The organism is Streptococcus sp. DFI.7.26, from assembly GCF_022240605.1.
Classification (GTDB): domain Bacteria; phylum Bacillota; class Bacilli; order Lactobacillales; family Streptococcaceae; genus Streptococcus; species Streptococcus xiaochunlingii.
The window spans coordinates 341,749-366,282 of record NZ_JAKOGN010000002.1 but is presented as its reverse complement, the minus strand read 5'-3'; the positions used below and the strand labels follow the sequence as shown (position 1 = coordinate 366,282).

The window sequence follows — 24,534 nt, the reverse complement described above, 5'->3', positions numbered from 1 at the left end:
AGCTTTTTGTATGTAGTTTAGCCAAGTACTTACGGATTTACTGGTCGTAATCTAAGACATTGTTCTCGATGACAAACTTAGATTCAGCGGAAATGTTGGCTGCTCCTAGTTGCAACTGCGAACTTCCGTCTGGCTTCATGATGTGCCACTGACCGTCCTTGTGGGCAAAGATAGCCTGAAATGTGACGTTATTGCTCTTGTCTCGAATGGGTAGAACAAATGCTTGATCTGTATTCTCTAAGAGAATCTCTTCTTTTTTTTCAAAGTTATAGATATAAAATTGCCCAGCTCTTTGTCCCAAACCATGAAGTTCATCGACTTTTTGCCAGTTCTCAAATTTTGTCCGAACAAGGGATTCGTTATAAATCTTGTTGAAGGTTTCGTTACGTTTCTTCGTTTCTTCCTCGTCTAGTGTTTTCTGAAACTCAGCAACCTTATTAGTCGTTTGGATGGTTTGTTTGTTTTGCTCCCTGATTTGGTGTCGGTGGATGACTCGCATCATTCTTGCAGCAACACCCAGGATGACAAGGATGGATACAAGACTGATTTTAGTTTTAGCATGATTTTTCATAGATGAGTCTCCCTATTGTGTCATTGGTCCCATTATACCCTTTGAAAGAAAGGATAGTCAAGTTCATCCTGTAATGACCTAACATGCAAATCTACCTGGAGACAATAGAATTTATCAGATTTTCATTGACGAAGGTCCCTTTATTTGATAGGCTAGGGGAATAGAACTGATTTCGCAAGAAAAGAAAAAAGGAGCGAGGCAAGTGGCACGGATTTTATTAATCGAGGATAATAATGATATCCAAGAAATTTTATACAGTCTCTTAAGTGAAGATCATGAGGTCCTTCAGGCTTTTTCAGGTACAGAAGGGCTGCGGCTTTTCCAGCAAGAAGCCGTTGATTTGGTTCTTCTGGATATCATGCTTCCTGGGAAAAATGGCGACCAGGTCCTTGAGGAGATCCGTTTGCAGAGTCAGACACCGGTTATCATGATGACCGCTCTTGGAGACAAACACCTCATTAGCCAGTATCTCCTTGCAGGTGCCAATGATTATATTGTCAAGCCCTTTAATCTGGACGAAGTGGCGGCTCGGGTGACGGTGCAGTTGAGAAATCAAACGACGGTAGCACAGGAAGCTCAAGCGTCGCAAAAGCTATCCTTTAAGAATTTGGTCTTAAATCCAGAAACCTTTGAACTGGAGTCCGGAGAACAGACGATTCGTTTGGGCAAAAAAGAATTTCAAATTTTTGAGACCTTACTGGTGCATCCAAAGAAGATTTTTACCAAGGAAGAATTGTATGAGGCGGTCTGGGAAGAGGTCTATCTGCCAGGAGACAATACCCTCAATGCTCAATTAAGCAATCTTCGAAAGAAAATTGCCCAGCTTGATCCAGATGAGGACTATATTGAAACCGTCTGGGGCTTGGGTGTTCGCTTGAAAGGAGACAAGTAATGTGGGGATTGGTTCTAATTCTAGTCGTCCTTGTCCTTCTCTTGGGACTTGGCTACCTTCGCCTACTCTCTGCTCTCAAAGATTTGCAGGAGCAGATTCAAAAGAAGCTCCAAAATGGGAGTGGGGTGCGGTTAACGTCACGTGTTTCAAAAAAAGAAATGGTCGCCTTGACCAAGCAGGTCAGTGATCTCTTTGATCAGATCGAGCGGACCAATCGGATTGCCTTTCAAGAGAAAAAGACCTTGGATATGGCCATCAGTAATATTGCTCATGATATCCGGACGCCTTTGACCATTGCATCGGGCTATACCCAACAAATCATCAAGGGTGGGACGCAGGAAGAGGAAAAGCTGAAGAAAATTGCTTCCAATCTTCAAGTCGTCTCAAAACGCTTGGAATCTCTCTTGGAATACAGACGCTTGATGGAGGGAGCTATTAAGCCTCGGCTTACAGACGTTAATCTCAGCCAAGTCCTGACCCAGCAGTTGTTCCAGTATTATGACAGCTTGTCCGAGGCGGGGATTGCCTTAGAGGTGGAGCTAGAAGAGCATCTTCATTATGCGACCGATCCTGAGCTTTGGGAGCGCCTCTTGCAAAATATGCTCAGCAATGTCCTCAAGCATGGGAAGGATCAGGCCCGTTTGACCTTGATGTCGGATGAGGACACGATTCGGATCGAGCTGCGCAATATTGTGCAACAACCGATCCAGCACTTAGACCAGTTGGCTAGTCGCTTCTACTCAGAAAATCTGTCGGATACAGAAGAGTCTTCTGGCTTGGGTCTCTACATTATTCAAAATTTTGTAGAGATCTTAGGGGGCGACTTGCAACTGGCAACAGAGGCAGATTGGTTTGTTTTGACCATTACACTAAGAAAAAAAGCTTGAGCATCGCTCAAGCCTTTTTGTTATAAATCTTTGTGTTTGAAAGTAGCTAGTCCCAGGAATCCGAAAACAAGGATGAAACCAAGGGCGATAGAGAGGGTATAGTTCGTTGCGGTTGTGCTCTGTACCATGGAATATTGGAATTCCAAGTTTAGATAGTGGAGAATGTCAATCTCTTTAAAGAAGAGAGCTGGAAGGCCTAAGAAGATATTTCCAATGAAGTAGCCAACGAAGGCCAAGGTGATGGATTGGCTGGCATAAAGGAGGAAGGAAATGATACTGACCCAAGCCAGGGTGGAAAGAAACTGAATCAGCACGGTTAGTCCAAAATGAGCAAGGAAGTGCTCTGGCATGGTGCCAAGTCCATTGTAGAGGATCTCGGTCAAGAAGACGAGACCATAAGAAACGAGAAATTGGAAGAGAGCAATGGTCAGGACGACTGCACTTTTGGCAAAGTAGTAGCTGGTGCGCGAAACGCCATAGGCCAGACTATTCTTGTATAAGTTTTGTGTTAAGTCCGTTCCTAGGACTAAGGTGATGACAATAATGGTAAAAAAGATGGTCATACTGATGCTCCCAGAGTAGTTGATCAAAGCTTTAAAGCCTGTCCAAACTTCGGTCGCTTGGGGTAATTTGGATTCCGTATTGATACCGAGATGGCCGGTAGCTCCAAAGATGACTCCAGACACGATATTGAGAACGAGAAGGGCTTCTGTAATCCAAAAACCTTTAGAGCGAAAAAGTCTGTAAAAATCTGCTTGAATGGTATGCAACATGATAAATCTCCTAAATGAAATATGTGGGATAAGTAATACAGGAAGACGGTGTTTTGACTAGTCTACCAAGTCCGTAAAGAATTTTTCCAGATCTTGGCGGGCATAGTAGATTTCGTCCACATCAATATCTGCTTGAACGAGCGCTTTGACAATGACTTTAATATCGTGAGTCTGTCCGAAAATATGGATTTCTCCATCCTTATCGATGACTTTGATACGGTGATGGAGTTGATCTTGAATCAGTTGACTCGCAAGGGCTAGCTGGCTGGTCTTGAAGATGATGTAGTCTTCGCCTTGTTCTTCGAATTCAGCCTTGCTAATTTCTTTGATCAGGCGTCCTTGGTCGACAATACCAAAGCGATTGGCAACCAGATAAAGTTCGGACAGGATGTGACTGGAAATAAGGATGGTCATGCCGAGTTCATCATTGAGGCGCTTGATCATCTGACGGAATTCTTTGATCCCGACAGGATCTAGGCCATTGATGGGTTCGTCCAGAATGAGGAAGTCGGGTTTGGCAATGAGAGCAATCGCAATTCCCAACCGTTGTTTCATCCCCAGTGAAAAATCGCGGAATTTCTTCTTACCCGTATTATTCAGGCCAACATAGTTCAAGGTTTCTTTGATGACCTGATCAGGGTTGGGGATATGGCGAGCCTTGCAATAGTAGACCAGGTTTTGATAGGCGGTCATATGCTTGTGGGCCACGGGACTTTCAATGACGGAACCAACCCGTTTCAGGGCTTTCGTCCACTGGGAGCGATTTGAAGAAGCAAAGAGAGAGACACTTCCGTCAGTTTCTTGAATCAGCTGGGTGATGACCTTGATGAGGGTGGTTTTCCCAGCTCCATTCTTACCGATGAGGCCGTAGACGTCGCCTTTGCGAATGGTGAGATTCACATCATTAAGGGCGTATTGTTGACCGAATTTTTTGGTCAAGTGTTTAATTTCTAATACTTTTTCCATGGCTTCTTCTCCTTAGTACAGCTTATTTTCTAGCAAATCGAAAACGATTCCGTAGGCTTCATGCTCGTAGCTATGCTCTATAAAATTTGTTTGACTATCGTTGAATGTGACCTCAAAGTTAAAATCGTTATGTACGAGGCTCCAGACGCTAAGAGCAATGATAGAGGCGATGGCGACAATCATTAGTTTCTTTTTCATAAGTGAACTCCTTCTTGGTTATTTTCTTTACACTCTTAGTATACAGCTTGCTTTTCAAATAACTATCAAGCAATTCTAAAATATTTCTAAAAAAACGGGAGTGGGACAGAACGAATTTTGACTAAAAATCGTTCGTTGTCCCACCCCCGCAAGGCTGATTAGGTCATCTTTGGAGCTTAAAAGGCGAACAAAGATGCCAATCAGCTACTGCGTATTGCAGTTATAACTATCATATATAAGAGACTGGACACTTTATGCCCAGCCTCTGTTCCTATTAAAACCCAGCGACAAACTCTTTGATAGCTTGTGCGAGTTCATGGGGTTTCTGAGTATTGAGTAGATGGCCTCCGTTTGCGATTTCTTGATAGCGGCCTTTTGGCAGGAGCTTGGCCAATTTTTTAGAAGAAGATTGATTGACCCAATCTTTGCTACCACAAACAACCAAGCTAGGAAGAGGGCAAGCTTTAACGGTATCGGTTAAATTGAGACTTTTTAATTCGGTCAAGATTTGAAGCATCTGTTGTTTATTGGCCCCCTGCTTTTCAAAGACACGCTTGGGAAGCAGACGAAAAAGGAGAATTTGGAGCCTATAGAGGAGATTGGTGTTGAGTTTGTATTGCGTCCCTGAAAGCACCAAGCACTTGAGTTGTTGCAAGTCTCGGCTGGAGAGATCAAGAGCGAGAACGCCTCCCAGTGAGAGTCCTACCAGAATAAAGGGCTCGCTTTCTTGCTGGAGGTGCTCCGTCAATCTTTCTTTGGCCTCTTGGTAGCTTTCGCTTGGATGGGAGAAAATAGCGAAAGATTCAGATTGCAAGGGGGAAAGTGCATCTTGGACCCCTTGCCAAGAGTGAGCATCCTGACCTAGGCCATGTAAAAAAATAAGTTTCATTCTGATTCCTCTCTAGTGAAATCGAGTGGATAGAGGCCACGCAGGGCATTGCAGGCATAGACTTGGTCAGCGACTTCTAAATCCTTCAGCGTTAACAGTTTTTCTTCTACTTGTCCAGTTTCTAAGAGATGGCGGCGGTAAATCCCGTCGAGGATAGGGAGGTGAGCTGGAGGAGTATAGCGCTTGCCGTCAATCTCTAGGATGAGATTTCCGATGGTCGTCTCTAGCAAGCTGCCATCAGGAAGATAGAAGATCTGCTCGTGATCTTTAGCTGCTAGATGAGCTCGCTGGCTAGTCTTAAAATAAGTAAATGGCTTCGCTAAATCAAACTTTTGCTCGGTCAGTTGAGCCTGCAGATAGCTAGCTGGCAAGTCTGTTAGTTCTGTGATCTCTAGCTGGGCGGTTCCGTTTTTTTGCAAGGCAATGCGGCAACGATAGTCAAGGTTGGAATCCAAACGAGCAAGCTCTTCTTGAAGTTCCTTCAGGAGTTTTGGCTCATCATAAGGGTAGGCAAAGTAGCGGCTGGCCTCTCTCAAACGGGTCAGGTGTTGCTCCAGGAAGGTCAGCTCTCCTTGGTGGATGCGGCCGGTCGTCAGGAGCTCAAAGCGAGGCTCTTGTCGGTAGAGAACAGCAGACTTTTGCTTGGTCTCTTGGTATTCACTTTCCCATTTGCTGTCCCAAGTGATGCCTCCACCTACGCCATAGATGGCTTGCTTCCCCTGCATTTGGAGGGTTCGGATGGCCACATTAAAAATTCGTTTACCTTTTGGAAGAAGGATACCGATCGTTCCACAGTAGACGCCACGAGGAGCAACCTCTGTCTGTTGAATAATTTCCATAGTGGAAATCTTCGGTGCCCCTGTAATGGAACCGCAAGGAAAGAGGGCCTGGAAGGTTTGGACTAGGTCGACTTCGGGACGTAAGCGACTTTCAATGGTCGAGGTCATCTGCCAAACAGTAGAGTATTGCTCAACCTGGCAGAGATGGGTCACCTGCTCACTTCCAATTTCCGAAATCCGGTTCATGTCATTGCGGAGGAGATCCACAATCATCATGTTTTCTGCTCGATTTTTGGGATCGGCTTCTAGCCAAGCGGCTTCCTTGAGGTCGGCTTGGCTAGTGAGACCACGACGAGTCGTCCCCTTCATAGGGCGGGTGGTTAGTAGCCTGTCATCTTGTTCAAAAAAGAGCTCAGGACTGATGGAGAGGATGGCCACATCATCGTGCTGGATGAAGGCATTGTAATGGGCCTTCTGTTCTACTACCAAGCGATTGTAGATGGCCAAAGGATCAGCCTCTAGCTCTTGAGAAAGCTGGACGGTGTAGTTGACCTGATAGGTATCCCCTTGACGGATGTGGTGCTGGATGGTCTCGATAGCTTTTCGATAAGCAGGCGCCTCTACCTCTTCCTGCCAATTGGCTGGAAGATCCACTGCCTCGTAGTCCTCTGGGAAAGGAAGGGTTTCTACTTTCTCGTGGATGGTGAAATAGAGGAGATACTCTCCCATGAGTGGTGCTGGGTGGACGGCTAATTTTTTCTCAAAAGCAGGAGCGGCTTCATAGCTGACATAGCCTACGGCATAATAACCAGTCTCCTGATAGGCTTCCGCCTCTCTCAGAAGAGTCTCTACTTGGTCGAGATCTCTTGTTTTTAATTCCTTTAGCGGCTTGGTGAAAATGTGTCGCAATCCAAGCTCTTTAAAATCAATAATCGTTTGTTTGTGCATGCTTTGAGTATATCAAAAATATAGGAAAAAAGGTAGATAAGGAGGCAAGGATTCCTTGCTTGGTCCTCTCTTTCATGCTAAAATAACCATAGAATCTGCATTTGGCGAAGGAGTAGGACAATGAAAAAGAATTCCCTCTATAACACTTCCAGTATTAGTCTTTTTCAATACCTCTTTGCGATTGCAGTGATTTTGGTGCATAGTGGTCGCTTAACTTCCTATGAGCCGGTGCATTTTGGTCTCAAGAGTATCCTTGGACGGCTAGCGGTGCCATTTTTTATCGTCTGTGCCAGCTTTTTCCTCAAGCCATCACTAAGAGATGCAAGGAAAATGAAGGCCTACCTGGTCAAAATCGTAAAAACCTATTTATTTTGGAGTTGTGTCTATCTTCCCTATGCCTGGGTCTTTTTTTCTAGTCTCCATCTCCCTGTCTATCTCTTTCCAGCAGGCGTTCTGATTGCTCTGCTCTATCTGGGAATGTGTTACCAACTCTGGTATATCCCTGCCTTTTTGCTGGGCCTGTTTTTGGTCAATCAATTGGTCAAACGCTTAGGTATGGTTTGGACGGGGGTGATCACCTTTCTTCTTTACTGCTGGGGCTTGATCGAGACCTATTCAGCTTATCTGGACACCACGAGTCTTCTCGAGGGTTACCAGCTCTACAGCAATTTATTTTTTACAGCTCGAAATGGTCTCTTTTACACGCCCATTTTTATCTTTATGGGTTACTATCTCTATGATCATTTTCATGCACAAACCTTTAGGGTTCACCGTTGGGAAAAGCTATCTCTCGCCTTTGGCTTGTTCTGTATGGAAGGCATCATCATTTTTCAACATGAAGGAATCGATAAGAACTTTTACTTGCTCCTTCCCTTTGTGACGGTCTATTTGGTTAATGCTTGTCTGCGATCGTCCTTTTTGAAAAGCTATGATTTGCAGTACTTAAAGCAGGTGAGCATGGCGCTTTATTTTTCGCATCCGATCTTTATCGAATGGGCTCGCTATGGCTTTAGTAATCTCCCGCTTTCTTATCCAGACAGGGGCAAGTTGATTTTTGTGACGGCCTTGTTGGGAAGTCACCTCTTTGGATTGGTCATGCTTTCTTATCACTCTTGGCAAAAAGAAAAGAAGAATGGCAGTCTTGAAAAGGAAGGTCTCTAAAGAGACTTTCTTTTTTATTTTAAGGAAGACTGATAGGTCAGCTGAGGGTTGCAATTCTTTTCAAGTTTGGTTATGATGTAAGGGATTACAAGTGAAATCAAAAAGGAGAAGCGCATGAAGAAAAAATGGTGGCATGATGCCGTGATTTATCAAATCTATCCCAAGAGCTTTTTAGATAGCAATGGGGATGGAATCGGTGACCTCAAGGGGATTATCAGTAAGCTGGATTATTTGGAGAAGTTAGGCATTACAGCTATTTGGCTGTCCCCTGTCTACCAAAGCCCTATGGATGATAATGGCTATGATATTTCCGATTACGAGGATATTGCTTCCATCTTTGGTACCATGGAAGATATGGAAACATTGATTGCGGAGGGGCAAAAGCGCGGTATTAAAATCATCATGGATTTGGTGGTTAACCATACGTCTGATGAGCATGCTTGGTTCATCGAGGCCAAGGAAAATCCAAACAGTCCAGAGCGAGACTACTATATTTGGAGGGACCAACCTAATGATCTTGTCTCTACCTTCAGTGGTTCAGCTTGGGAATTTGATCCAGCTTCCCAGCAGTATTATTTGCACTTCTTTAGTAAGAAGCAACCGGACCTGAATTGGGAAAATGAGACCCTTCGGCAGAAGATTTATGACATGATGAACTTTTGGATCGGCAAGGGGATCGGTGGTTTTCGAATGGATGTCATCGACATGATTGGGAAAATTCCTGATCAGAAGATCGTAGCCAATGGTCCCATGCTCCACCCTTATCTGAAAGAAATGAATCGAGCGACTTTCGGGGATAAGGATTTGTTAACGGTCGGGGAGACCTGGGGAGCGACACCTGAGATTGCCAAGCAATACTCTGGTCCTGATAATGAAGAATTGTCAATGGTCTTTCAATTTGAACACATCGGGCTTCTCTTCCAGGAAGGCCAGCCCAAATGGCACTTTGCGAAGAAGCTCAATGTTCCTAAGTTGAAAGAAATATTTAACAAGTGGCAGACGGAGCTGGGCATGGACGAAGGCTGGAACTCTCTCTTTTGGAATAACCATGACCTCCCTCGGATTGTTTCTGCCTGGGGAGATGACCAAGTCTATCGGGTGAAGTCCGCTAAGGCCCTAGCCATTCTTCTTCATTTGATGAGAGGGACACCTTATATCTACCAGGGGGAAGAAATTGGCATGACCAACTATCCTTTTAAGAGCCTAGACGAAATCGAAGATATTGAGTCTATTAACTACGCCAAGGAAAGCTTAGAAAAGGGAGTGGAGCTAGACACCATTATGGACCAGATCCGACATATTGGCCGGGACAATGCTCGGACTCCGATGCAGTGGTCCAAGCAGCCACAGGCTGGTTTTACAACCGGTCACCCTTGGCTAGCTGTTAATCCAAACTATCAGGAAATCAATGTGGAAGCGGCTTTGGCTGATCCCTCATCCATTTTTTATACCTACCAACGATTGGTTGCCCTCCGTAAGGAGCAAGATTGGTTGATCTCTGCCGACTTTGAACTACTGGATACAGCAGATCAGGTCTTTGCCTACCAACGAGTAGATGGGAATCAACGCTATTTGATTGTGGTCAATTTGTCTAGTCAAGTCCAGAGCTTTAAACTGGAGCAAGACTATGAGGAGGTCCTCATTAGCAATACCAATGTAGAGCAGGTCAAACAGACAAAAGTATTGGAACCTTGGGATGCTTTTTGTGTGCAATTGACTAGAGCATAAGTTCCTACAAAAAAGAAGCGTATAGCTTCTTTTTTTGTTTTAGAGGGGACGAGGTCTGTCCAATGGGAGGGGGCTCAGTCTGTCTGGTAGAAGCCATATAGTTATTTTTTATAAGGACTATTAGTTCTGGTCAATGGCAAGAGGCGGAAACCCTTGATCTATAAGGTTATAGCTTCTGGCTATACCATAAACCATTGAAAAGCAATTATACAGAAGGGGCTTCTTCTGATAAGATAGACTCAACTTGAATTTTTGGAGGACAAAACATGTCAACTACAATCATCGGATTCCCTCGTTTGGGTGAATTCCGCGAACTAAAATTTACAACTGAGAAATATTTTAGAAACGAAATTACAGCTGAAGATTTGTTGGATGCTGCAAAAGAATTGCGTGCCAAACACTGGAACATTGTCAAAGAAAAAGGCATTACTGAAATCCCATCAAATGACTTTTCTCACTATGACAACTTCCTCGATGCTGCTTTCCTCTTCAACGTGGTTCCTGTATCGGTTCAAAACTTGGACTTGTCTGACCTTGAACGCTACTTCGCTTTGGCGCGTGGTTACCAAGGAGAAAAAGGGGATGTGCGTGCCCTTCCAATGAAGAAATGGTTCAACACCAACTACCACTACATTGTTCCAAAATTTGAAAAAACAACAGAAGTCAAATTGGCTGGTCACAAGATTTTTGATGAGTACCAAGAAGCGAAAGACTTGGGTCTTGACACTCGTCCAGTTGTGGTTGGACCATTCACTTTCCTTCAATTATCAGACTTCGAAGAAGGCGTGAAGGCAGAAGACTTCGTTGATAGCTTAGTGGCTGCTTACCAAGATGTTTTTGCTAAATTGGCTGAGCTTGGTGCAACTCGTATTCAATTGGATGAAGCTGCTCTTGTTAAAGATTTATCAGCTGAAGAAAAAGCGCTCTTCTTGAACCTCTACAACAAGCTCTTGGCTGACAAGAAAGGTCTTGAGGTTCTGATCCAAACTTACTTTGGTGATGTACGTGACATCTACGCTGACCTTGTGAATTTGCCAGTAGATGCGATTGGTTTGGACTTCGTTGAAGGGAAGAAAACTCTTGAACTCGTTAAAGGTGGCTTCCCAGCTGACAAGACTCTTTATGCAGGGATTGTCAATGGTAAGAACATCTGGCGCAACAACTACGAAGCAAGCTTGGAAATCTTGAAACAAGTACCAGCTGAAAACATCGTTTTGACTAGCTCATGCTCACTGCTTCATGTGCCATTTACAACTGCCAATGAAGACTTTGAACCAGCTATCTTGAATCACTTTGCCTTTGCTGTTGAAAAATTGGAAGAACTTCGTGACTTGGATGCTATCCGCAATGGTCAAGGTGAAGAAGCTCTTGCAGCAAACAAAGAACTCTTTGCGACAGAACGTGTCGGAGCAAATGCGGAGCTTCGTGCGCGTATCGCTGGATTGACTGATGCAGACTACACTCGTTTGCCAGCCTTTGCAGAACGTGAAGCTATCCAAGAAGATGCCTTCAAACTTCCAGCCCTTCCAACAACAACGATCGGTTCATTCCCTCAAACCAAGGAAGTTCGTGCGAAACGTTTGGCTTTCCGTAAGGGTGAATTGTCACAAGAAGAATACGATGCCTTCCTTGCTGAAACTATCGACGAATGGATCAAATGGCAAGAAGAAGTTGGATTTGACGTGCTTGTACACGGTGAATTCGAGCGTAATGACATGGTTGAGTACTTCGGTCAAAACTTGTCCGGTTACCTCTTCTCTAAGAATGGTTGGGTACAATCATATGGTATGCGCGGGGTTAAACCACCAATCATCTGGGGTGATGTCACTCGTCTTAACCCAATCACTGTTAAATGGTCTAGCTACGCACAAAGCCGTACGGACAAACCTGTTAAAGGGATGTTGACTGGACCTGTTACCATCCTTAACTGGTCATTCCCACGTGAAGACATCTCTATCAAGGATTCTACTCTTCAAATCGCTCTTGCTATCAAGGATGAAGTTCTTGACCTTGAAGCTGCAGGCGTGAAGATTATCCAAATCGACGAGGCTGCTCTTCGTGAGAAATTGCCACTTCGTCGTAGTGACTGGTACGAAGACTACCTTGACTGGGCTATTCCAGCCTTCCGTTTGGTACATTCAACAGTAGCACCAGACACACAAATCCACACGCACATGTGTTACTCAGAATTTACAGATATTATCCCAGCCATCGACAACATGGATGCAGACGTCATCTCATTTGAGGCAAGCCGTTCAAACCTTGAAATCTTGGACGAACTCAAAGCGAAAAACTTCCAAACAGAAGTTGGACCTGGGGTTTACGATATCCACTCACCTCGTGTGCCTAACGAAGGCGAAATCGATCACACTATCGAAGCTATCCTTGCCAAAGTACCAAGCAGAAAAGTTTGGATCAACCCTGACTGTGGTTTGAAAACACGTGGAATTAAAGAAACAAAAGAAAGCTTGATCCGTCTTGTAGAAGCGGCAAAAGCTGCTCGTAAAGCGCTATAAAGCAAGTAGAAATTCCTAAGCTTGCTCGATAGCAAAAAAAGAATTGCTCAATCAAGAAAGGAATACATTTGATGACTAAGCAAACACCGTCGCTCTCCTTTGAGGTTTTCCCTCCAAATCCTGAAGTAGGCAATGCCAAGCTCTTACGTGCCTTGGAAAATATGCAGGAATTAGCTCCACACTTTATCAGTGTGACAGCTAGCAATAATAAATACAATATCAAAGAGACGACGGTTGCTTTAGCCAATCATATTCAGAATGAATTGTCTATTCCGACCATTGCCCACTTACCTGCCATCTATCTAAGCAAGGAAAAAGTAGCAGATACCCTTCATGAATTAGATCAAGTAGGGGTTCATCGGATTTTGGCCCTTCGTGGTGATATTATTCCTGGTATTGAGCCTTTAAAAGACTTTCGTTATGCAACGGACTTGATTGAATTTATTAAAACAGAAGCTCCTCACTTTGATGTGATCGGTGCTTGTTACCCAGAAGGTCACCCAGATTCGCCAAACCAAATTTCAGATATTCAAAATCTGAAAAAGAAAGTGGATGCTGGATGTTCGAGCCTAGTGACTCAGCTTTTCTTTGACAATGAGCGTTTCTACGATTTTCAAGATAAGTGTACCTTGGCGGGAATTGATGTTCCCATTCATGCAGGGGTGATGCCAATTCTTAACAGAAACCAGGCCCTTCGCTTGTTGAAGACTTGTGAAAATGTTCATATCCCACGGAAGTTCAAAGCCATTCTGGATAAGTATGAACATGATCCAAAATCTCTTCGTGCGGCTGGTTTAGCCTATGCGGTGGATCAAATCGTTGATTTGGTCACACAAGATGTTGCCGGTGTCCATCTCTACACCATGAACAATGAAGATGTAGCCTATCATGTCCACCATGCAACAAAAGCCTTATTTGAACACCAACCAAATTTGGAAGTGATTTAATCAACAGTCTAAGCAGGAATTGTAGAGATTGAGAAAAATTTTTCTCAGTCTCTTTTTTACTTGGGCCAATCGCTTGCTAAAAGACAACTTTTTTTTTATAGTATTAATATGAAGATTTTGGAGGCGCTTGCAATGAAGAGAGAACTCACGTTGAAGTTATTTGGACCCCCTAAGGTTGTTTTCCAACAGAAAGACATCCGTTTTTCCTTCTCGAAGATGGAGGCTTTATTTTATTACTTAGCTGTATCGGGTGAGGTCAACCGTGATGAAATTGCGGGCATTCTCTGGGGGGACAAGGAAAACCAAGTCGCTCGGAAAAATCTACGGAATACTGTTTACCAAGCTAATAAAATCTTTGAAGGAGATGTCATTGTTTCTCCAAGTAGGAGTAGCTTGGCCCTTAATTCTGAGCTGAATCTTTCTTTGGATGTCCAGCTTTTTGAAAGGGATCCGATAAGCAATTTACATCTTTATCAGGGAGATTTTCTGGAAGGCTTCTACGTCAAGGATGATGAGGACTTTGACCAGTGGGCTTCCCGTAAACGGAGCGCTTATAAGCAACTCTATATTGAAAGCTGTTATCAAAAGATTGACAAAGAGGGGCTGGGAGACCCTGGTATAGAGTCCTTACTCCACCATTTAGTAGAGCTGGATGAATTTGAAGAAAAGAACTACCAGCTCTTGATGGAGTATTATAGAGTTCATCACCAGCTGGGGAAATTTTTTGAGACCTATTACAAGCTGGTGGATTTATTGGATCGTGAGCTGAATGTTCGTCCTAGTCGAGTGATAGAAGAACTGTATCATTCTGTTTTGGAAGCTAAGCGAACCCATAAACAGAGCAATCGTGTGAATGTCCGAGAACTCCCTTTCTTTGGTCGCAAACAAGAACTGTCCCAACTGGAAGAATACCTATCCTTAGTAGAGAAGGGGGAAGCGGTTGGCCCTCTCTTGGTCATGGGGCAATCTGGAACAGGCAAAAAACGTTTATTGCGTCAATTGGTCTTGCTGTCTAATCGTAGTTTTAGCTTTGTCAAGCTGGAAGGCAAAGTCGGCAGTCGCCAAGAAGAAGGAGGGATCTGGGACGACCTCAAAGCTTCCCTAGAGAAAGTGAGTGGGGGCTTGGAAGCTCCTCCTCTAGGAAAAGCGGACAATCTCCCTGCTGTCCGGAAGCACCTTCAAAGACTCAGCCAAGAAAAACCTCTCCTGATTCTGCTTGAAAATGCTCAGTGGATGGATGCGGCCTCATTCAATAAAGTAAAGCAATTGGAGGAGAAAAGTAGCGGGGAAAGATGGCAACTGATTGTTACAGCTGAGGGGCCTTTGCCGGAATTCTTGGTCACCTTCTTTGGGAGTTTAAAAGTCGAGAGACGGTTGTCCCAGCTAGAGTTGACCAATTTTGATCCGAGTGAAAGTCGATCACTCTTACAAGGGCAACTGGGGCAGATAGAACCAGCCCTGATCGAGCAAATGATGGAGTGGAGTGAAGGTAGTCCCTTCTTGTTGTCCAGCTATATAGAAGAGTGGAAAGAGAAGGAAAGTTTAGAGCCCTTACCTGATATTATTCAAGCCTATCTGTCTCAAGAGCTGGGTGACTTGAGCAGTGAAGAGGAGTCCCTTCTTCATTATTTGTCTTGTTTTCATAAGCCGATATCCATGTCTATCTTGGCCGATTTGACAGCTACAGATCTTTCTGTTTTAACTGCATTATTAGATCCTTTAGCTCAAAGAGGAATCATCTCAATAGTGGAGGAGGGGGAGGATCTCTTAGTCCAATTTTGCAAGCAATTGGTAGCCATGTATTTCTACCAACTCCTGTCACCAGCCAGACGGCGTCTCTTCCATCAACAAATCGCGCAAAAACTGGAAGAAACCTTAGAAGATTCGACAGACCTGCTCTTCTATAAGGAAATAGCTTACCAATACAAGCAGTCCCAAAATCTCTTGTGTTCCCTATCCTTTGAGCTAACCTACTTGGAAGAAATCCTCCAGCTAGAACATGAACTATTCCCAATATACTCCAAGGGAGAAGAAGGGGGAGTATCAGATGGTGAAAATAGCCATTTGGATATTTTTGGGGAACTCTCTCGTCTTCGTCGAGAACTGGATCAGCTTTTTTCACGACACCAAAAAGATAGAGACTACAAGTATTTGCAACTGCGCTACTTGTATTTAGAGGGGCGCTACTTCATTCGAAGTGGTGAGTACCAAAAGGGGATTCATGATATTCAAAAGGTCATCTCCTATGCGCGGGAACTCAAACGGCTCGACTTTCTTTTAGAAGGGTACCGGCAAATCATTTATTATTGCATTCAAACAGAAAATATTTCTGAAATGGCCTATTACACAGATTTGGCTTTAGAAGATGCGATTCAGGCCAACAACCATGAAGCGATTGCGATTCAGTTACGTTTGAAGGGTTTGTACCATTTGATGGTAGGGGATGAGGAGCAGGCAACCCGCCACCTCTATCGCTCCATTGATTGCTTTAGTCTGACCAATAGCATGCAGGCCAAGTATGCCATTCAAATTGCAGCATCTTTAGCCTACCTGGCTGAAATAGAGCAAGTGAGAGGGCATTTTCAAGTAGCTGTCACCCATTTGGAAGAGGTCCTACGCTTGGTGGGAGATCAATCTGTTGATTCAGTCCGAGTGGTGTTTGAAATTGATCTTGGGATTGCCTACTATTGGAAGGGAGATTTGGTCCAAGCCCGCTTCTATTTTGACAGGGCTCAAAAGGTTTTGTCCGGCGTTCGCTTCCCTTGGAAGGAAGAATTGCTCGAATTTTATCAATCCTTAATCGCCTGTCATTTTGGCGAGCAAGAGAAGGTGGCAACTTATCTGGCTCGTAAAGAAGGAACCATGAAGCAAACGACGAATGCGCGAGACAAGGGGATGGTTTGTTATCTCTTAGCCTTCTTGGCGGCCCAGAAGGAACAAGGAGAGCAACTGGTTCCTGCTTTGAGCTCTTTCTTGAAAGAAGATAAGGGCTACTACAAGAAACTGGCAGAGCAACATCTGACTCCGTATAGAGACCGTCCCTTCCTCAAGAGATTAAAAGTCCTCTAGTATAGCTCATCAAGTGTCACGAAGGAAGAATAAAAAAAGGCTTATCAACACCCAAGGGATGGATGTTGATAAGCCTTTTGTATGTTAGAGAGGTTTTGCATCTTATTTTTGTTGGGACAAGATTTGGGTCAAGTAAAAGATAAAGGTTGCAGCCAGGTTGGAGGTGTGGTTGTCAATATCATGAGGAGGGGAAACTTCCACAATATCAAATCCAATCAGTTTGCCGCTAGCAGCAATGTGTTGGAGCAACATTAGGGCTAGTTTTGGATCCACACCAAGTGACTGGATGGCACTGACGCCAGGGGCAGAACCAACGGCAAAGCAGTCCATATCGATAGAGAGGTAGACCGCTGTCTGTTTTTCTAAGAATTGATCAATCCGATCAAGAATGGCCTGGTGGCTCATCCGGAAGAGATCTTGTCCTGTTAAGAAATCAATGCTTGGTGTTTTTGCCACATAGTTGAATAGGAACAGGTTGTTGCTGTGTTCCTGGATGCCCAAAATCAAGTAAGGGAAATCTTTGCTCTCTTCTTTTGCGTGGTCTGCCATTTGGCGAAATCCTGTTCCAGAGTTGGGACCAGTTTGGTCGTAAGGACGCAGGTCAAAGTGAGCATCTAGGTTTATGACAGCCAATTGTTCATCTGGTTGCAAGGAGGATTTGAGGCCCAGGTAGTGACCATAAGCCGTTTCGTGCCCTCCACCGAGGACGATTGGTTGAATATTTAGCTCCAACATCCGTTTGACAGTTAGAGAGAGGCTTTCTTGCAAATCTTCAAGAGAACGATTGGGGCCATCGATATTTCCGACATCAAAAACTGTGACGTTGGTGCCCCAGTGCCAAGGAAGTTTGGCGAGCTGGGTGCGAATAGCATTAGGACTTTCGACAGCACCGACGCGACCGTTATTGATATAGACTCCTTTATCGCTTTTAAAACCAAGGATTCCAAAGGTGACTTCTTCAAAAGGAGTCAAGGTTTCATCATTCAAATCCAAAAACTTCGTCAGCATTCCCCATTTGGCTGTATAAGGATTGTCTTCAATACTGCCTTGGTAATAACTGTAAGTCGTTGGGTAATAATCTCTAAGCACGTTACATGCCTCCGTTTGTTGGTATTTGGCTAGAATTGGAAAGGCTGAGAAATTTTCTCAGCCTTTTTCTGCTGTATCCTTACTGTATCAGTATTGAATGCTTAAGTCAACTGCTTTTTCGATGGTTGCTAAGAATTCTTCACTTTCGACAACAGCAGATGCTTTATTGAGTTCTTCGAAGATTTCGATGTCCTTGTCAAATTCAATGAAGGCCACCTTGCTGCGAATCATGTCATAGGCTGGTTTTGTACCTTTACCAAGTTCATGATTTTCTGGTTTGAGATCCAAGGCTTGGCAGGCTGCCATAATTTCAGTAGCAACGATGCGGCGTGAATTCTTAAGGATTTCTGCTGCTTTACGAGCTGCTGTAGTTCCCATGCTGACGAAGTCTTCTTGGTTTTCACAAGATGGGATAGAGTCAACGCTGGCTGGGTGAGACAAGATTTTGTTTTCAGATGCAAGAGAAGCACAAGCATACTGCGTAATCATGAAGCCTGAGTTGAGGCCAGGGTGTTTGACCAAGAAGGATGGCAATTTACTAAGCTGGCTGTTGACCAAGCGTTCCACCCGACGTTCAGATACGTTTCCGATCTCAGAAAGGGCAATACCCAAGAAGTCAAATGGTTGTGCCATTGGTTCACCGTGGAAGTTACCTCCGGAGATGACGTGTCCTTCCTTGGTGATGATTGGGTTATCTGTCACAGAGTTGATTTCGATTTCAACTTTTGTTTTTACATAAGCAATAGAGTCTTTGCTGGCTCCATGGATTTGAGGAATACAACGGAGTGTATAAGGATCTTGTACCCGTTGTTGGGTCGCAACAGTTGTGTTTTTGCTTCCTTCAAGGAGGTTACGGATATTACGAGCGGTTGCCAATTGTCCACTTTGAGGACGGATAGTATGAAGGTCTTCTTCAAATGGGCTGGTAATACCATTGTGGACTTCCATTGAAAGAGCACCGGCAATGTCAGACAGTTTGAGCAATTGGATACCATCATAAGTCGCAAGAGCGCCGATACCGGTTAGGACAGTCGTACCATTGATCAAAGCAAGCCCTTCTTTGGCAGCCAATTGGATCTTTTCAATACCAGCTTGGTCGAGAGCTTCTTGACCGCTCAAGAGTTGACCTTTGTAGTAGGCGTGTCCAAGTCCCAACATTGGGAGCACCATATGAGAAAGGGGGGCAAGGTCTCCGGAAGCTCCGAGTGATCCTTTTTCTGGAATATAAGGAGTCACTCCTTTGTTAAGCAATTCTAATAGTTTTTCAACAGTTGACAGACGAATGCCAGAATAGCCTTTTAAGAGCGAGTTGATCCGGATGAGCATGATAGCACGAACGGCATCTTCTGGAAGTGGATCACCAAAACCAGATGCGTGGGTACGAATCAAGTTTTCTTGCAGTTGGACAGTATCTTCTGGAGAAATGCTGACATTACAGAGAGAGCCAAATCCAGTGGTCACACCATAGACAACACGTTTTTCACGGACGATATCATCAACAATTTTACGAGATGCGATAACAGCTTCTTTGGCTGCTTCGTCTAACTCACATTGGGCACCGTGCCGAGCGACGGCGATGACCTCTTCTAGTGTTAAGCTGTTACCATCTAAATGAATCAATTGAGTCATATAAAACCTCCGATTATGAATTGTTCTGTAGAAGTAGATTTGTTTACTTCGGTTTGAATACCAAACGTGAGCCCATTGTCTATGATTCTTAGAAGGATTGAAAGAAGTCTTAGAGAAAAGAGCTCAGGTTTGATATTCGTGGCTTCTTAGATGGGCTAGGGAGCAAAGGAATGCTTTGCTCCTCCTAAGTTCCCATCTAATGTGTAAATAGAATTGGTGAGGACTGTTTTATTTTTTAGCTAGTTTGTCACCGTGGAAAACAAAGTAAAGTCCACTAGCGATTACTAGACCGATAGCTCCCCATACAAAGTTCATTAGATTATCCCCTGCAATCATCAAGATACTGATGACAACAGCCAAAATTGGGATAACTGGACCGAATGGCACTCGGAAGGTAACCTTTTTCTCTGGGTACATTTTTCTGAGTTTGAGCGCTGCCAAAGCAGTCGGAATATATTGGAAGAAACGGAAAACAACACTGAAAGTTGCTAAGGATTCGAAAGATCCAGATAACAAGAGTAAGAATGCAAAGAAACCGGAAATGATAATGGCAATGACAGGAGCATTCTTGGAGTTTGTTTTTCCAAGTTCTGCTGGCAAGAGTTTTTCGTCTGCTAGGGCAGCACCGAAACGAGGAACCATAATGGATTCACCGATGTTGAGACCGGCGATTGAAATGAGAGCACCATAGGAGACAAGAGGGGCACCGATAGGGCCAATCATTTTAACAAATGCGTCTTGTACTGGTGCCTCGGTTCCCATAATGCCTCCACCAAGCATAGCGATTGTTCCAGCGATGATCAACATGTAGAGAACTGAGACGATACTGATGGATCCCAAGATAGCACGAGGAACGTTCTTTTCAGGGTTACGCATTTCCCCTGCAACGATGGACATGGTTTCGAATCCGATAAATCCATAGAAGATGTAAACAGCGGTACTAGAAATAGCACTAAAGAGATTTGATCCACTTTCCAATTGAAGGAAAGGTGTGAAGTTGCCCTTGCTTACTCCACCAGGAATAAAGAAGATGGCGAAGAGTGAGAAGAGGACAATTGGGATTAATTTTGCAACAGTAGCTGTCAGTGTGAACATTTTCGATGTTTTCAGACCGGCGATGTTCATAAGACTCAAGAGAACCAACATAACGATACTAATCTGTAGGTTGTAGCCTTCGAATGCTGGGAAGGTAATGATGAAGATCTTAGCAAAACCAGCTAGCATAGCAGCCCAAGCGATAACGGTAACGGCCCATCCGAGGATCCCGACGTTAAAGCCGACAAAGTCTCCGAAAGCTGCTTTTGAGTATTGCATGGCTCCACCGTTTTTATCAAAGTAGCCAGCCGTTTCAGCCAGACAGGCTGATAGTAGCATGACAAGAATAGCTACTCCAAACATGACGGCCAGGGAAGCTGGTCCGAGGCCAGAATATATCTTTTTGGGCAAGAGGAAGATACCAGACCCAATCACGGCATTGATACCGTATAGAGTGGCACCGCTAAAGCTGAATTTCGCTTTTTCTTGTTCCTCAATCGACTGTTTATGTGCTCCGTTCATAATGTCTCTCCTTTAAAACATTATCTTAGCGCAGTCCAGATAGCAATCGGTTGCTTCCCAGACTGAAGGGGTGAAAACGTAATTGTCATCTCTTGAAGAGGAGATGCTTGTTCGATAAACAGGAGCTCGTGAGTTTTGAGGGAGTAAAGTTGTCCCTTTTTCCATTCAAGTGTTAGTGGACAGAGAGCATAGATCAATTGATAGCGACTCTGGCTCGTGACACTTTCTTTTGGGGATATAGCACTCATATGCCCCTGATAAGAAGGTTTATAGATTAGATTAAAATCTTGACAGGTCCCTTGGCTAGATACGGGATCTCCCCCGTCAAAGAAGTAGCTTTGAAATGGCTTCAAAACAACTTCTTTATGTTGATGGGTGAGTGTAATCGATGAAGTCAGAGGCATCAAGATTCGGTGGTAGCCAGTGAGATCAGTAAAATCACTTTTTTCAACCTCCACCGTTGCAGTAGAGAGGCGAAAGTCAAAGGTCCGATCTGGATAACTTCCCTCTTTTGGAGAGAGGAAGAGTTGGGTGGTTTGACCACCAGACCAAGTAGAAATCTGATAATCTGCGGGGGTGAGATGAAGGATAGTCACCATAGGACCTCCTCTTTCTTAAAAGAGACCAGTAATATTGCCTTGGGCGTCGATATCAATCTTTTCACTGGCTGGAACTTTTGGTAGGCCAGGCATGGTCATGATCGTTCCTGTGAGCGCAACGATAAAGCCAGCTCCTGCTGCCACCTTAAGGTTGCTGATTTTGACAGTGAAATCTTTCGGTGCTCCGATCTTCTTGGCATCATCCGAGAAGGAATATTGCGTTTTGGCCATACAGATTGGGTAGTTGGAGAAACCAAGTGCTTCCAATTCTTTTAGTTCGCGTTTGGCCGCGGGTGTTAAGCTGATGCCTTTACCACCATAGACTTTTGTGACGATCTTGGTCAATTTTGTTTCAATGCTGTCTTCTTGGTCATAAACATAAGAGAAGTGGTTTTCTTCTTGAGCTAGTTGAATGACTTTTTCAGCTAGGTCACGGCCGCCAGCTCCACCATGTGCCCAGACATCAGAGATGACCACGTCTACATTGCGTTTCTTACAAGATTCATAGACAGCTTCTAGCTCAGCCTCTGTATCCAGCGGGAATTTGTTGATGGCAACGACCACAGGTAGACCGTAGACTTCTTGGATGTTGGCCAAGTGTTTGTCCAGGTTTGGCAGACCATCGATCACGGCTTGGACATTTTCAGTAGCCAAGTCCGCTTTGGCGACACCACCATGCATCTTGAGAGCACGGATGGTCGCGACGAGGACAACGGCAGCAGGTTTGAGTCCGGCCATGCGGCATTTGATGTCGATGAATTTTTCAGCACCGAGGTCTGCTCCAAAACCAGCTTCTGTCACGACATAGTCTGCATATTTGAGGGCTAGTTTGGTAGCCAGCACACTGTTACAGCCATGAGCGATATTGGCAAATGGTCCGCCGTGGATGATAGCCGGAGTATGCTCCAAGGTTTGTACCAAGTTTGGATGGATGGCATCTTTGAGAACAGCTGCCATGGCACCTCCAGCCTTGAGGTCTTTGGCTGTCACTGGTTGTCCCTGGTAGTTGTACCCAATAATGATGCGATCGAGGCGTTCTTTGAGGTCAAGGATATTTTCTGAGAGACAGAGAATAGCCATGATTTCAGACGCCACCGTGATGTCAAAGCCATCTTCACGAGGAACTCCGTTTGTCTTTCCTTGAAGGCCGTCTACAATATGGCGGAGTTGCCGGTCGTTCATGTCGACCACCCGTTTCCAGGTGATGCGACGAGAATCGATGCCCAACTCATTGCCATGATGGATGTGGTTGTCAATCAAGGCTGCAAGTAAGTTGTTGGCAATCCCAATGGCATGGAAGTCTCCGGTAAAGTGAAGGTTGATATCTTCCATTGGAACCACTTGAGCGTACCCACCACCGGCAGCACCACCCTTGATCCCAAAGACAGGGCCAAGTGAAGGTTCGCGGAGGGCAATGACCGCTTTCTCACCGATAGCAGAGAGGGCATCCACTAGTCCAACAGAGGTGGTTGTCTTTCCTTCTCCAGCAGGTGTCGGAGAGATGGCTGTCACGAGGATTAGCTTTCCATCTTCCTTGTCCTTTAGTTGTTCCAGTTGGTTGCTATCGATTTTTGCCTTGTATTTTCCGTAGAGCGAAATGTCGTCTTCAGTCAATCCAAGTTCAGCAGCGATTTCCATGATGGGCTTCATTTGGACAGAATTGGCAATTTCAATATCCGATAAAACCATAGAATCCCTTCTTTCTTTGTAGGTATTAAAGTTATAACGTTAATTGGTAGGTTTAAGATAGGCTTTCTAAAATGCTTTGGTAAATGTTATCTGCAAGCTCAGAGCCTGTTTGGAGGAGTTCGAGTCCCTTGCTATGGTATTCTTGGACGAAGTCTTGGTCCTTGATTCCTGAAATGTTGATCAGGACATTGAGCCAAGCCCCCTGAAGTCCAGCCTTGAGATTGAGAGCAGCCACTCCTAGGTCACTCGCCGCATTGGTGTTGGACTTACCAACAGCTTCTTTTGTTGTTTCAAGCGCCTCAACGATGAGCTCCATCATAGAGAAAGGAGATACTGTCGCATGTTTCAAAGCTTTTTGCATGGCTTCACGACGAGCGACTTTCTCTTCTTCCGTTTCCTTTGGAAGATCAAAGACTGCTGATACCACGTTGAAAGCTTCTGTATCTTTGTCGATGGCTTCTAGTAATTGGTCTTGGAGGTGGGCACTTTTTTCGTGAACCCCTTTGATGTGGTCTTCAAATTCAGCGTATTTTTTCTTACCGATGGTCAGTTCACAGACCATTTTTGTAAGTGAAATCCCGTTTGCAGCAGATAGGGCAGCAGCAGAACCGCCACCTGGAGCTGGGGCATCTGAACCAAGAACCTTGGCAAACTCTGTAATACTTAAGTCAACTAGTTTCATAGAACTCCCTTTCTAACCCAACAAGTGATTTTCCAAGACTTGTTTGCTATAGTCAAAGTCTTCTAATTGCAAGTAGTATTCAGCAGAGTCAATCAAAGCCTTAGCAGGAGCCAGTCCAATGAGTTCTGTTCCAGTGATGCGAACCCCGTAGCGTTGTGCTTCGAAACGAACGGTTTCAACGACGCGATACAATGGGAATTTTTCCAAGTTGACCATGTTGATAGAGACTTGGGCGATGTTGCGATCTTCTAGCATGACACCGATTGCTTTACAGTATTTGTATCCACCGCTAGATCCACGAATGATTTTAGAAATGTTGTTGGCAATTTCTAGATCATCTGTGTCAAGGTTGATATTGAAAGCAACGAGTGGCATACGGACACCAACGGCTGTAACCCCTGCAGTTGGGTGAATCTTGCGTTCACCGTAGTCTGGCTTCCAGTCTTCTTCCAACAGTTTTTCTGGCATTCCTTCAAATTGTCCTTTGCGAACCTTCGCCAAGTTTTTTCGTTCTGGGCGAGTTGCAGCATCTTCATAAAGGAAGATTGGAATACCTAATTCACGATTGATGCGTTCGGCTACTTTATTGGCGATTTCGACACATTCATCTGTTGTGATATCTTTGACTGGAACGAAAGGACAAACGTCTGTTGCCCCCATACGAGGGTGTTCGCCTTCGTGCTTGGTCATATCGATGTTTTCAGATGCGTATTTTACCAATTGGAAAGCAACTTCTTGAATGCTTTCTTCATCCCCAACGAGTGTAAAGACGCTCCGGTTGTGACTGGCGTCAGACGAGTAGTCCAGCAGCGTAACACCTGGAATACTTTTTGCTGTGGCTGCTAATCCGTCGATCACAGCTTGATTGCGTCCTTCAGAGAAGTTTGGAATACACTCAACAATTTTTGCCATATGATTACCTCTTTTTATAGGAGAAGTTGGGGAGGAGGAGTCTTTGTATTTCC

Annotated in this window: 20 protein-coding genes; 7 read left to right on the top strand and 13 right to left on the bottom strand. The window is 44.5% G+C overall.

The window, feature by feature from the left end; genetic code table 11:
• Window positions 1–37: 37 nt before the first annotated feature.
• Window positions 38–571, bottom strand: a complete 534-nt coding sequence (locus tag L0M85_RS04425; protein WP_061564322.1) for a hypothetical protein — start codon at window positions 569–571, stop codon at window positions 38–40.
• A 202-nt stretch (window positions 572–773) separates the two neighbouring features.
• On the opposite strand from L0M85_RS04425, the gene L0M85_RS04420 reads away from it, so the two are divergent.
• The gene (locus L0M85_RS04420; protein WP_061564321.1) at window positions 774–1,463 is read left to right on the top strand and encodes a response regulator transcription factor; all 690 of its coding nucleotides are present in this window, start codon (window positions 774–776) and stop codon (window positions 1,461–1,463) included.
• Entirely contained in the window at window positions 1,463–2,350 is an 888-nt protein-coding gene (locus tag L0M85_RS04415; protein WP_238656547.1) for a HAMP domain-containing sensor histidine kinase, read from the top strand. Before L0M85_RS04420 ends, L0M85_RS04415 begins: the two co-directional genes overlap by 1 nt.
• Window positions 2,351–2,370: 20 nt before the next feature.
• Here L0M85_RS04415 and L0M85_RS04410 read toward each other — a convergent pair whose 3' ends face one another.
• The 5 genes from L0M85_RS04410 to pabB all read right to left on the bottom strand — a co-directional run bounded on the left by L0M85_RS04410 (window position 2,371) and on the right by pabB (window position 6,903).
• Window positions 2,371–3,123, bottom strand: coding sequence for an ABC transporter permease (locus tag L0M85_RS04410; RefSeq protein WP_238656546.1), 753 nt, complete (start codon window positions 3,121–3,123; stop codon window positions 2,371–2,373).
• A 57-nt stretch (window positions 3,124–3,180) separates the two neighbouring features.
• Window positions 3,181–4,089: an ATP-binding cassette domain-containing protein gene (locus L0M85_RS04405; protein WP_238656545.1), complete on the bottom strand. Its 909-nt coding sequence runs from the start codon at window positions 4,087–4,089 to the stop codon at window positions 3,181–3,183.
• A 12-nt stretch (window positions 4,090–4,101) separates the two neighbouring features.
• Window positions 4,102–4,287, bottom strand: coding sequence for a hypothetical protein (locus L0M85_RS04400; protein WP_006595653.1), 186 nt, complete (start codon window positions 4,285–4,287; stop codon window positions 4,102–4,104).
• 274 nt (window positions 4,288–4,561) lie between these two features.
• Entirely contained in the window at window positions 4,562–5,176 is a 615-nt protein-coding gene (locus L0M85_RS04395; RefSeq protein ID WP_238656544.1) for an alpha/beta hydrolase, read from the bottom strand.
• Window positions 5,173–6,903, bottom strand: a complete 1,731-nt coding sequence (gene pabB, locus L0M85_RS04390; protein WP_238656543.1) for an aminodeoxychorismate synthase component I — start codon at window positions 6,901–6,903, stop codon at window positions 5,173–5,175. Before pabB ends, L0M85_RS04395 begins: the two co-directional genes overlap by 4 nt.
• A 120-nt stretch (window positions 6,904–7,023) precedes the next feature.
• On the opposite strand from pabB, the gene L0M85_RS04385 reads away from it, so the two are divergent.
• From L0M85_RS04385 to L0M85_RS04365, 5 genes are all read left to right on the top strand, one after another.
• A complete protein-coding gene (locus L0M85_RS04385) occupies window positions 7,024–8,064 on the top strand; it encodes an acyltransferase (protein WP_238656542.1) in 1,041 nt (346 codons plus the stop codon).
• Between the two features lie 114 nt (window positions 8,065–8,178).
• On the top strand, window positions 8,179–9,792 hold the full coding sequence (locus L0M85_RS04380; RefSeq protein WP_238656541.1) for an alpha-glucosidase: 1,614 nt from the start codon (window positions 8,179–8,181) through the stop codon (window positions 9,790–9,792).
• Window positions 9,793–10,058: 266 nt separating this feature from the next.
• Window positions 10,059–12,308 carry a 5-methyltetrahydropteroyltriglutamate--homocysteine S-methyltransferase gene (metE, locus tag L0M85_RS04375; RefSeq protein ID WP_238656540.1) on the top strand — a complete coding sequence of 750 codons (2,250 nt, stop codon included), beginning with the start codon at window positions 10,059–10,061 and terminating at the stop codon, window positions 12,306–12,308.
• Window positions 12,309–12,379: 71 nt separating this feature from the next.
• Window positions 12,380–13,255 (top strand): methylenetetrahydrofolate reductase [NAD(P)H], encoded by an 876-nt coding sequence (gene metF, locus L0M85_RS04370; protein ID WP_048716370.1) that lies wholly within the window; start codon window positions 12,380–12,382, stop codon window positions 13,253–13,255.
• Window positions 13,256–13,387: 132 nt separating this feature from the next.
• Window positions 13,388–16,324: an AAA family ATPase gene (locus L0M85_RS04365; RefSeq protein WP_123159533.1), complete on the top strand. Its 2,937-nt coding sequence runs from the start codon at window positions 13,388–13,390 to the stop codon at window positions 16,322–16,324.
• Window positions 16,325–16,426: 102 nt separating this feature from the next.
• Here the strand turns inward: L0M85_RS04365 and hutG are convergent, their stop codons facing one another.
• The 7 genes from hutG to ftcD all read right to left on the bottom strand — a co-directional run bounded on the left by hutG (window position 16,427) and on the right by ftcD (window position 24,481).
• Window positions 16,427–17,413, bottom strand: a complete 987-nt coding sequence (hutG, locus tag L0M85_RS04360) for a formimidoylglutamase (protein ID WP_048716377.1) — start codon at window positions 17,411–17,413, stop codon at window positions 16,427–16,429.
• An 87-nt stretch (window positions 17,414–17,500) separates the two neighbouring features.
• The gene (hutH, locus tag L0M85_RS04355; protein WP_048716381.1) at window positions 17,501–19,042 is read right to left on the bottom strand and encodes a histidine ammonia-lyase; all 1,542 of its coding nucleotides are present in this window, start codon (window positions 19,040–19,042) and stop codon (window positions 17,501–17,503) included.
• A gap of 228 nt (window positions 19,043–19,270) precedes the next feature.
• On the bottom strand, window positions 19,271–20,599 hold the full coding sequence (locus L0M85_RS04350; RefSeq protein ID WP_048716383.1) for an APC family permease: 1,329 nt from the start codon (window positions 20,597–20,599) through the stop codon (window positions 19,271–19,273).
• Window positions 20,600–20,619: 20 nt separating this feature from the next.
• Window positions 20,620–21,198, bottom strand: a complete 579-nt coding sequence (locus L0M85_RS04345) for a HutD family protein (protein ID WP_129270067.1) — start codon at window positions 21,196–21,198, stop codon at window positions 20,620–20,622.
• A 15-nt stretch (window positions 21,199–21,213) separates the two neighbouring features.
• On the bottom strand, window positions 21,214–22,887 hold the full coding sequence (locus tag L0M85_RS04340) for a formate--tetrahydrofolate ligase (protein WP_129270069.1): 1,674 nt from the start codon (window positions 22,885–22,887) through the stop codon (window positions 21,214–21,216).
• Between the two features lie 52 nt (window positions 22,888–22,939).
• The gene (locus L0M85_RS04335; RefSeq protein ID WP_023027214.1) at window positions 22,940–23,569 is read right to left on the bottom strand and encodes a cyclodeaminase/cyclohydrolase family protein; all 630 of its coding nucleotides are present in this window, start codon (window positions 23,567–23,569) and stop codon (window positions 22,940–22,942) included.
• Window positions 23,570–23,581: 12 nt separating this feature from the next.
• Entirely contained in the window at window positions 23,582–24,481 is a 900-nt protein-coding gene (ftcD, locus tag L0M85_RS04330) for a glutamate formimidoyltransferase (RefSeq protein ID WP_023027213.1), read from the bottom strand.
• Window positions 24,482–24,534 lie beyond the last annotated feature (53 nt).

What these genes read in the sequence shown, in the direction of transcription:
- L0M85_RS04425 (WP_061564322.1), bottom strand. Translation starts at nt 571, where the DNA reads ATGAAAAATCATGCTAAAACTAAAATCAGTCTTGTATCCATCCTTGTC.
- L0M85_RS04415 (WP_238656547.1), top strand. Translation starts at nt 1,463, where the DNA reads ATGTGGGGATTGGTTCTAATTCTAGTCGTCCTTGTCCTTCTCTTGGGA.
- L0M85_RS04410 (WP_238656546.1), bottom strand. Translation starts at nt 3,123, where the DNA reads ATGTTGCATACCATTCAAGCAGATTTTTACAGACTTTTTCGCTCTAAA.
- L0M85_RS04405 (WP_238656545.1), bottom strand. Translation starts at nt 4,089, where the DNA reads ATGGAAAAAGTATTAGAAATTAAACACTTGACCAAAAAATTCGGTCAA.
- L0M85_RS04400 (WP_006595653.1), bottom strand. Translation starts at nt 4,287, where the DNA reads ATGAAAAAGAAACTAATGATTGTCGCCATCGCCTCTATCATTGCTCTT.
- L0M85_RS04395 (WP_238656544.1), bottom strand. Translation starts at nt 5,176, where the DNA reads ATGAAACTTATTTTTTTACATGGCCTAGGTCAGGATGCTCACTCTTGG.
- pabB (WP_238656543.1), bottom strand. Translation starts at nt 6,903, where the DNA reads ATGCACAAACAAACGATTATTGATTTTAAAGAGCTTGGATTGCGACAC.
- L0M85_RS04385 (WP_238656542.1), top strand. Translation starts at nt 7,024, where the DNA reads ATGAAAAAGAATTCCCTCTATAACACTTCCAGTATTAGTCTTTTTCAA.
- L0M85_RS04380 (WP_238656541.1), top strand. Translation starts at nt 8,179, where the DNA reads ATGAAGAAAAAATGGTGGCATGATGCCGTGATTTATCAAATCTATCCC.
- metE (WP_238656540.1), top strand. Translation starts at nt 10,059, where the DNA reads ATGTCAACTACAATCATCGGATTCCCTCGTTTGGGTGAATTCCGCGAA.
- metF (WP_048716370.1), top strand. Translation starts at nt 12,380, where the DNA reads ATGACTAAGCAAACACCGTCGCTCTCCTTTGAGGTTTTCCCTCCAAAT.
- L0M85_RS04365 (WP_123159533.1), top strand. Translation starts at nt 13,388, where the DNA reads ATGAAGAGAGAACTCACGTTGAAGTTATTTGGACCCCCTAAGGTTGTT.
- hutH (WP_048716381.1), bottom strand. Translation starts at nt 19,042, where the DNA reads ATGACTCAATTGATTCATTTAGATGGTAACAGCTTAACACTAGAAGAG.
- L0M85_RS04350 (WP_048716383.1), bottom strand. Translation starts at nt 20,599, where the DNA reads ATGAACGGAGCACATAAACAGTCGATTGAGGAACAAGAAAAAGCGAAA.
- L0M85_RS04345 (WP_129270067.1), bottom strand. Translation starts at nt 21,198, where the DNA reads ATGGTGACTATCCTTCATCTCACCCCCGCAGATTATCAGATTTCTACT.
- L0M85_RS04340 (WP_129270069.1), bottom strand. Translation starts at nt 22,887, where the DNA reads ATGGTTTTATCGGATATTGAAATTGCCAATTCTGTCCAAATGAAGCCC.
- L0M85_RS04335 (WP_023027214.1), bottom strand. Translation starts at nt 23,569, where the DNA reads ATGAAACTAGTTGACTTAAGTATTACAGAGTTTGCCAAGGTTCTTGGT.
- ftcD (WP_023027213.1), bottom strand. Translation starts at nt 24,481, where the DNA reads ATGGCAAAAATTGTTGAGTGTATTCCAAACTTCTCTGAAGGACGCAAT.